The organism is Promicromonospora kroppenstedtii DSM 19349 (assembly GCF_000515355.1).
GTDB classification, from domain to species: domain Bacteria; phylum Actinomycetota; class Actinomycetes; order Actinomycetales; family Cellulomonadaceae; genus Promicromonospora; species Promicromonospora kroppenstedtii.
The window spans coordinates 5,438-13,518 of sequence record NZ_KI911634.1 but is presented as its reverse complement, the minus strand read 5'-3'; the positions used below and the strand labels follow the sequence as shown (position 1 = coordinate 13,518).

Genomic DNA, 8,081 nt, shown 5'->3' with positions numbered 1-8,081 from the left:
GGGCGGCCGGACGGCACGGGGGCCGGCGGCCCCGCCGTCCGCCCGGACGCCGTCCGGCACCTCCACCACCATGGGCACCCGGCCCTGGCCGGGCGCGAAGACCGGCCAGCCGTCCTCCCACGTCACCGGCACCAGGAACGTCTCCCTGCCGAGGTTGTAGTGGTAGCCGCCATACGGGCGCATGCCGAGCAGCACGGCCCACCAGGATCCGTCGGGCGCCTCCACGAGGTCGGCATGCCCCACGCCGACGACGTCCACGTCCCGTCCCAGGTGGCGGTGCGTCAGCACGGGGTTGGCCCGGTTGCCGACGTAAGGGCCGGTCACCGAGTCCGACCGGGCCACGGAGATCGCGTGGTGGAACTCGGTGCCGCCCTCAGCGGCGAGCAGGTAGTACGTCCCGTCCACCCGGTAGAGGTGCGGCCCCTCGGCCCACACCGCGCCCAGCACGGCGCCCCGCCACAGCACGTGCTCCGGTCCGGCCAGCCGCATCGTGGCGGGGTCCAGCTCGCGCAGCCAGACCTCGGTCTGGTCGTGCCACTCGGGCTCGCGGGCGAGGCGGGTGCCGTGCAGCCAGACCCGGCCGTCGTCGTCGAAGAACAGGGACGGGTCGATGCCGTCCTCGCCCAGCCACACCGGGTCGGACCACGGCCCCGCCGGATCGGTCGCGGTGAGCACGAAGTTGCCGCCGCGCGAGCTGTCCTGCTGGTCCACGAGCGTGCAGACCAGCCAGAACGTCCCGTCGTGGTGCCGCAGGGTCGGCGCGTAGAGCCCACCCGACGATGCGATGCCCTGCATGTCGAGCTGCCCCGGCCGGTCCACCGCGTGACCAATCTGCTCCCAGTGCACCAGGTCACGGCTGCGGAACACCGGTAGGCCGGGGAAGTACTCGAACGTCGAGGTGACGAGGTAGTACTCCGCCCCGACCCGACAGATCGTCGGGTCGGGGTAGCAGCCCGGCAGGATCGGGTTGCTGACGTCCGTCACGGAGTCACCGTGGTGCCGACCCAGCGCCGGTCCGCGGTCGTGACCTCGTGCACGTCACCGGTGATGGTGACGACCCGGCGGACCGGCACTGCGCCGGTCCGCGACGTCGCACCCAGCATGTCGTTCGGCTCGTCCAGGTCGGCGATGCCCTCGGCGACCACTCTGACAACGTTGTCAGCCGCGTGCGCGCCCACCCATACCTCGACGTCGCCCGGCTCGACGACACGCACCATCCTGCGGTCGCTGAACGCGAACCGGGTGGTCGGCACCTCGAACGAGATGGTCGTCGACTCTCCCGGCTGCAGGTACACCCGGTGGTAGCCGAGCAGCTGCGCGGTGGGCCGCGCCACCGAGCTCACCACGTCGTGCCCGTAGAGCTGCACGACGTCGGAGCCGGCCACCTGACCCGAGTTCGTCACCGCGACGACGGCGCGGAACGTACCGCCCGCCTCGACCGACCGCTCGACGTCCACGAGCTCGCGCTCGAACGTCGTGTACGAGAGACCGAACCCGAAGGACCGCACCGGCGTCGAGTCGGTCGAGGTCACCTCGGACGCCCCACCCAGGATCGGGTGCAGGTACGAGTACGGCTGCGCGCCCGCGGAGCGCGGGAGCGAGACGGGCAGGCGCCCCGACGGGTTCACCCGGCCGGAGAGCACGCCCGCGAGCGCCGACCCGCCCTCCTCACCGGGGAAGAACGCCTGGAGCACGGCGCCCGGCTTCCGGGCGCCGACCGTCTCGCCGGTCCCGTCGAGGGCCCAGCCGATCGCGTACGGCCGGCCGGTGAGCAGCACCATGACGACGGGCTTGCCGGTGGCGAGCACCGCTTCCACGAGCTCGCGCTGCACGCCCGGCAGGTCGAGCGACTCGCTGTCGTTGCCCTCGCCCACGGTGCCGCGGCCGAACAGGCCGGCCTGGTCGCCCACGACGACGACCGCGACGTCGGCGGCCTCCGCGGCGGCGACGGCCTCCGCGAAGCCGGAGGTGTCGTCGCCCTCGACGTCGCAGCCGCGTGCGTGGGTGAGCTCGGGCACGGGCAGGCCGGCGCGCTCGAACTCGGCGCCCAGGGCCTCCGCGAGGGACGGGATCTCGAACCCGTTGGGCACGCCGGGGTGGTGGGCCAGCACATGGTTGGCGAACGAGTAGCAGCCCATCAGGGCCTCGGGCCGGTCGGCGTTGGGGCCGATGACGGCGACGCGGGCCGGCTTGTCGTGCCATCCGCCGAGCGGCAGCACACCGTCGTTGGACAGCAGCACCACCGACTCCTCGGCGAGCCGTCGGGCGACGTCGCGGTGCGCGGGCGAGTCGAGGTCGACCACCGCGGGCGGCTCGTCCTCGTACGCACCGGGCTCCAGGAGCCCGAGCTCCTCCTTCTGCGCCAGGGCGCGCAGCACCGCGCGGTCGACGATCTCGACCGGCACCTCGCCGTCCTTGACGAGCGCGGCCAGCGGTTCGAGATACGCGTCTCCCGAGGGCAGCTCGACGTCGACGCCGGCCTCCAGGGCCGCCGCGGCGGCCGCACCCCGGTCCGCCGCGATGGCGTGCATGACGCTCAGGAACGCGACGCCGAAGTAGTCGGCGACCACGACGCCGTCGAACCCCCACTTCTCGCGGAGCAGCTCGGTGAGGTACTCGCCGGAGGAGTGCATCGGCACGCCGTCGACGTCGTTGTACGACGCCATGACGGACCGGACGTTGCCGTCGACCACGGCCATCTCGAACGGCGGGAGGAAGACGTCGGCGATCTCGCGCGGGCCGGCGCTCACCGGGGCGTGGTTGCGCCCCGCCTTGGAGGCGGAGTAGGCCACGAAGTGCTTGAGCGTGGCGTGCACACCCGCGCCCTGCATGCCGCGGACGTACGAGGTGCCGACCGTGCCCACGAGGTAGGGGTCCTCGCCGATGCACTCGTCGACACGGCCCCAGCGGGGGTCGCGGACGACGTCGAGCACCGGTGCCAGGCCCTGGTGGATGCCCAGCTCCCGCATGGACTCCCCGATGAGGCGGCCCATCTCCTCGACGAGCTCCGGGTCGAAGGACGCGCCCCAGGCGAGCGGCGTCGGGAACGTCGCCGCCTTCCAGGCCGCCAGGCCCGTGAGGCACTCCTCGTGGACGAGCGCGGGGATGCCGAGGCGCGTCTCGCGCTTCAGCCGCCGCTGCTCGGCCCAGAGCCAGGCCGCGCGCTCGGCCGGGTCGACCGGCCGCGTGCCGTACACGCGGGTGTAGTGCCCCAGCCCGTTCCGGGTGATGTCGGGGAGCGCGGTGCTGCCCTGGCCGCCCGCCATCTCGCCCTGCATCGGGGCCACGACGTTGCCGCCCTGATCCAGCCAGTACCCGACGAGCTGGGCCAGCTTCTCCTCGAGCGTCATCTGGGCGTGCAGCTCACGCACGCGTTCCGACACCTCGGGCATCGCCCGAAGCGCCACAGGCAGCTCCGTCATGAATTTCCTTCCTCGACCTGCTTGTACGACCTGCTTGTACGTCCCTGCGGGGAGATGGCGCGGCGCGACCGCGCCTGGTCAGCCCTTCACGGCTCCGGTGAGGCCGCCGACGATGCGGCGCTCGAACAACGAGAAGAAGATGAGCGCGGGGATCATCGACAGCGACGTGAAGGCCAGCACGCGCGCCGTGTCGACCGAGTACTGCGACGCGAACGCCTGGACGCCCAGCGGCAGCGTGTACGACAGCTCGTCGTTCAGGATGAACAGCGGCAGCATGTACGAGTTCCACGACGCGACGAACGCCAGGATCCCGACCGTGATGACGCCGGGCAGGGACAGCGGCACGACCATCCGGAAGAAGAACCCGATGCGGCTCGCACCGTCGATCGAGGCCGCTTCCTCGATCTCCTTCGGGATGGCACGCAGGAACGGCACCAGGATGATGATCGTGGTCGGGAGTGCGAACGCGATCTGCGGCAGCACGATGCCGCCGATGGTGTTCATGAGGCCCAGGTCGCGGATCAGGATGTACAGCGGGGTGATCGCGACCGTCATGGGGAACATGAGGCCGGCCGCGAACAGCGAGTACATGGCCCCGTTGAGCTTGAAGTCGTACCGCGCCAGCACGAAGCTCACCATGAGCCCGAGCGCCACCACGCCGACGGTGGTCAGGATGCCGGCCACCGCCGAGTTGGCGACCTGCCGCCAGAACACGTCGCTCACGAGCACGCTGACGTAGTTGTCGATCACCCACGGGCTGGGCAGGCCCGACGGGCTGTTGGTGATCTGCGCGTTGGTGCGGAACCCGCCGACGATGATGTACAGCACGGGGGCGATGCAGATGCCGACGAACAGGAAGGCGATGACGTACGTCATCGGGCTCCCCCAGGCCACCTTCGGCGCCCGGCGCAGCGTCTGCGAGGACTTCGTGGGAGCTACGAGGAGCGTCGCCATCACTTCTTCCCTTCCGTGAGTGCGCCCTCGGTGTCCCGGCGCAGCACGTACCGCTGGTAGACCAGCGCGATGACGAGCGAGATGACGAACAGCACGACGGCGACGGCGTTGCCGTAGCCGAAGTTCCCGGCCAGGCGCCCGTTCAGGACCATGTAGGTCGCCATCGTCGACGTCCCCGCGGTCGCGGAGATGTACTGGCCCCAGATGATGTAGACGAGGTCGAACAGCTGGAGCGAGCCGATGATCGACAGGAACGCCCAGATGCGGAGCGTCGGGCCGAGCAGCGGCAGCGTGATGGTCCGCTGGATCTGCCAGTAGGACGCGCCGTCGATCGAGGCCGCCTCGGACAGCTCCTCGGGGATGCTCTGCAGGCCCGCGAGGAACAGGATCACGGCGAAGCCGATGTACTTCCAGCTGATGATGATCATCAGCGACCAGAGCGCGATCTTGGGATCGGACAGCCAGTCGACGGCCAGGAACCCGAGGCCCAGCTTCTCCAGCAGGTCGTTCACGGCACCGGCGCTCTGCAGCATCAAGCTCCAGCCGGTACCGACGATGACCTCGGAGATCACGTACGGCACGAAGATCAGGACGCGGATGATCGAGCGTCCACGGATCTTCTGGTTCAGCAGGAGCGCGAGCGCCACGGCGGCCGGCCCCTGCAGGATCAGGGACAGCACGACGATGTAGCCGTTGTGCAGGAGCGCCTCGTGGAAGGCGGTGTCCTGGAAGATCGTCAGGTAGTTGTCGATCCCGACGAACTCCGTCGGCGGCCCGTAGCCCTTCCACTTGAAGAACCCGTAGTAGGCCGCCAGGAAGACGGGGAAGATGACGAACGCGAGGAACACGATGATGGCGGGCGCCGAGAGCACGGTGATCTCGAACACCTTGCGCCAGTCGGTTCGCCTGCCTCGCCGCGGCCGGGGGGCCGGGGACGACGTCTGCACGCCACCCCCGGCCTCCGTGGGACCCTCAGGCGAGGCCGTCCGGGTTGCTGAGTTCTCGCCCAGGGACTGAGTCATCTGGCTCGTTACTCCATTGCGGCCGCGGCGTTCACGGCGTCGACGATGGTCTGCGGGGTGCCGTCGCCGGCCAGCATCTCCACGACGCCGGCGTTGAGCGCGTTGCCCACGTTCTGGCCGTAGAGGGTGTCCAGCCAGACGGACACGTACGGGGCCTCGTTGTAGGCCTTAAGGATGGACTGCAGCGCGGGCTCGGTCACGACACCCTGCGCCTCCTTGCTGGCGGGCAGCGTCACGAAGGCCTCGGCGTAGGCCTCCTGGTGCTCCTTCTGCATGAAGAAGTTCAGGAAGTCGGCGCACTCCGGCGGTGCCTCGACGAAGCAGGAGTAGCCGTCGACGCCGCCCATGAACGCGGCCGGGTCGCCCGCGCCGTCACCGGTGGCCGGGAACGGGAACCAGTTGAGGTCCTTGAGCGGCTTCTCGTCGGGGGTGAGACCGGCGATGACGCCCGGGTCCCAGGCGCCCATGAGCTCCATGGCGGCCTTGTGGTTCGCGATGAGACCGGCCGACGAGCCGGCACCCTGCTGGGCCGTCGCGGTGAGGTAGCCCTCCTGGAACGGCTCGGTCTCGGCGAGGGCCTGCAGCTTCTCACCTGCGGCCAGCCAGCACGGGTCGTCGAAGCTGCGGGACGCGGCGGCCGACTCCAGGGTGTCCTGCGAGCACTCGCGCAGCGCGAAGAAGTAGTACCAGTGCGCGGCGGGCCACGCGTCCTTGCCGCCCAGGGCGATCGGGGAGATGTCGGCGCTCTTGAGGGCCGACACCGCGTCGTCGAGCTCGTCGATCGTGGTGGGCGTCTCGGTGATGCCGGCCTCGTCGAAGAGGTCCTGGCTGTAGAAGATGCCGCCCGGGAGCACCGCGGTCGGCATGCCGTAGATCTTGCCGTCCACGGTGAAGGCGTCGAAGCCGGCGCCCACGTTGGTCTTCGTGGCCTCGTCCACCGAGTCGGTGAGGTCCATGATCTGGCCGGCCTCGACGACGTCGGCGAGCTTGCCGCCGCCGCGCGCCATGAAGATGTCCGGTGCGTCGCCCGAGTTGAGGGCGGTCTGCAGCTTGCCGTCCATGTCCTCGTTCTGGATGGACTGGACGTCGATCGTCACACCGGGGTTGGCCTCCTCGAAGGCGGCGACCGTGTCTTCCCAGTACGCCTTGCCCGGCCCGGTGGTGGAGTTGTGCCAGAAGGTCATCGAGACCTCGCCGTCCGAACCTCCCTCGCTGCCGCCGCCGGAACAAGCCGTGGCCAGCAGGGCAACGGTGGCACCCAGGGCAAGGATGCCCGTGGCCCGCGTCTTCCTCATCATTGTGGAACCCCTTGTAGTCGTCATCGACGGTCGGCAGGAGCCTGCCGGTTCGACGGACCACGGAGTCCGTCGATCAGGAGACTGGCAGTCGGGTCATGGTTTAGTCAAACGGTTTCGATATCGATTTCGAAACGAATGGGCCTGGCACACGCACAGCGTTGCCCGGATGTACTGTCTCTTCCGTGCACAGTGGGACAGACTCACCCGGGTCCACTGCCGGACCGGGTGGCGGCACGACGGACGGTCCGGGGTTCCCGGAGCCGGCCGTCGACGAGCGCGCGACCGGCCGCGCCACCATCACCGACGTCGCGCGCGTCGCCGGAGTCTCGGTCGCCACCGTGTCGAAGGTCGTCAACGGCCGGTACGGCGTGGCGGCGGCCACGGCCGAGCGGGTGCTCGGGGTCGTGGCCGACCTCGGGTACGAGTCGTCGCTGGTCGCGCGCAGCCTGCGCCGCCGGCAGACCAACGTGATCGGCGTGCTCGTGGCCGAGTTCGAGCCGTTCAGCACCGAGCTCCTCAAGGGCATCTCCGCCGCGATCGCCGGCACGGGCTACGAGCTCCTCGCCTACTGCGGCGACGCCGGACGGTCGGACCACGTGGGCTGGGAGCGCCGTTCGCTGTCCCGCCTCGCCGGCACGCTGATCGACGGCGTGGTCATCGTGACGCCGACGCTCGCCCTCCCGCAGCAGGACGGCGTGCCCATCGTCGCGATCGACCCGCACACCGGGCCCACCGGACCGGCCACCGTGGACTCCGACAACCTGGGCGGCGCCCGCACCGCGACCGAGCACCTGATCGGCCTGGGCCACACGCGCATCGGCTACCTGGGCGGACGCTCCGACCTGGAGTCGGCCCGCCTGCGCGAGCTGGGCTTCTTCGAGGCGATGCGGGCGGCAGGCCTGACGCCGGACCCGAGCCTGGTGCTGGAGGGCGGCTACCGCCCCGACCGCTCCGACCGGCCCACGCACGACCTGCTCGAACGCCCCGACCGCCCCACGGCCGTCTTCGCCGCCAACGACCTGTCGGCGATCCACGTCATCCAGGTGGCCCAGGAGCTGGGCCTGCGCGTGCCGGAGGACCTCTCTGTCATCGGGTTCGACGACGTCCCCGAGGCCGCCGGCTGCACGCCGCCCCTGACGACGGTGGCGCAGTCCCTGCACGAGATGGGCGCCGAGGCGCTCCGCATGGTCATCTCGATGCTGGAGTCGGGCCCGTCCGCCGGCCACCACACCCGGCTGCCCACGCGCCTGGTTCAACGTTCGAGCACGGCACCTCCGGGGGTGTAGGGCCTAGCCCGCCAGCAGCCCCGGCAGGACCGGGGCCACCAACCGCCGGGCCAGGTCCGGCTCGTCGGCGCTGCCGTCGCCCCAGAACGTGGCGAGGAA

Annotated in this window: 6 protein-coding genes; 1 reads left to right on the top strand and 5 read right to left on the bottom strand. The window is 70.6% G+C overall.

The window, feature by feature from the left end; translation table 11 throughout:
• The 5 genes from PROKR_RS06445 to PROKR_RS06425 form a co-directional block, all read right to left on the bottom strand.
• A partial coding sequence (locus tag PROKR_RS06445; protein WP_157601941.1) for a glycoside hydrolase family 43 protein occupies window positions 1-984 on the bottom strand: 984 nt, incomplete at its 3' end.
• Window positions 981-3,422, bottom strand: a complete 2,442-nt coding sequence (locus tag PROKR_RS06440; protein WP_036960893.1) for a beta-xylosidase/alpha-l-arabinosidase — start codon at window positions 3,420-3,422, stop codon at window positions 981-983. The genes PROKR_RS06440 and PROKR_RS06445, both read right to left, overlap by 4 nt.
• A gap of 78 nt (window positions 3,423-3,500) precedes the next feature.
• Window positions 3,501-4,376, bottom strand: a complete 876-nt coding sequence (locus PROKR_RS06435; protein WP_036960891.1) for a carbohydrate ABC transporter permease — start codon at window positions 4,374-4,376, stop codon at window positions 3,501-3,503.
• Window positions 4,376-5,398: a carbohydrate ABC transporter permease gene (locus PROKR_RS06430; protein WP_036960888.1), complete on the bottom strand. Its 1,023-nt coding sequence runs from the start codon at window positions 5,396-5,398 to the stop codon at window positions 4,376-4,378. The genes PROKR_RS06435 and PROKR_RS06430 overlap by 1 nt, the downstream gene beginning before the upstream one ends.
• Window positions 5,399-5,406: 8 nt before the next feature.
• Window positions 5,407-6,696, bottom strand: a complete 1,290-nt coding sequence (locus tag PROKR_RS06425; protein ID WP_142040885.1) for an extracellular solute-binding protein — start codon at window positions 6,694-6,696, stop codon at window positions 5,407-5,409.
• A gap of 182 nt (window positions 6,697-6,878) precedes the next feature.
• On the opposite strand from PROKR_RS06425, the gene PROKR_RS06420 reads away from it, so the two are divergent.
• Window positions 6,879-7,982, top strand: coding sequence for a LacI family DNA-binding transcriptional regulator (locus tag PROKR_RS06420; RefSeq protein ID WP_084800286.1), 1,104 nt, complete (start codon window positions 6,879-6,881; stop codon window positions 7,980-7,982).
• The last annotated feature ends 99 nt before the right edge of the window (window positions 7,983-8,081 follow it).

What these genes read in the sequence shown, in the direction of transcription:
- PROKR_RS06430 (WP_036960888.1), bottom strand. Translation starts at nt 5,398, where the DNA reads ATGACTCAGTCCCTGGGCGAGAACTCAGCAACCCGGACGGCCTCGCCT.
- PROKR_RS06425 (WP_142040885.1), bottom strand. Translation starts at nt 6,696, where the DNA reads ATGATGAGGAAGACGCGGGCCACGGGCATCCTTGCCCTGGGTGCCACC.
- PROKR_RS06435 (WP_036960891.1), bottom strand. Translation starts at nt 4,376, where the DNA reads ATGGCGACGCTCCTCGTAGCTCCCACGAAGTCCTCGCAGACGCTGCGC.
- PROKR_RS06440 (WP_036960893.1), bottom strand. Translation starts at nt 3,422, where the DNA reads ATGACGGAGCTGCCTGTGGCGCTTCGGGCGATGCCCGAGGTGTCGGAA.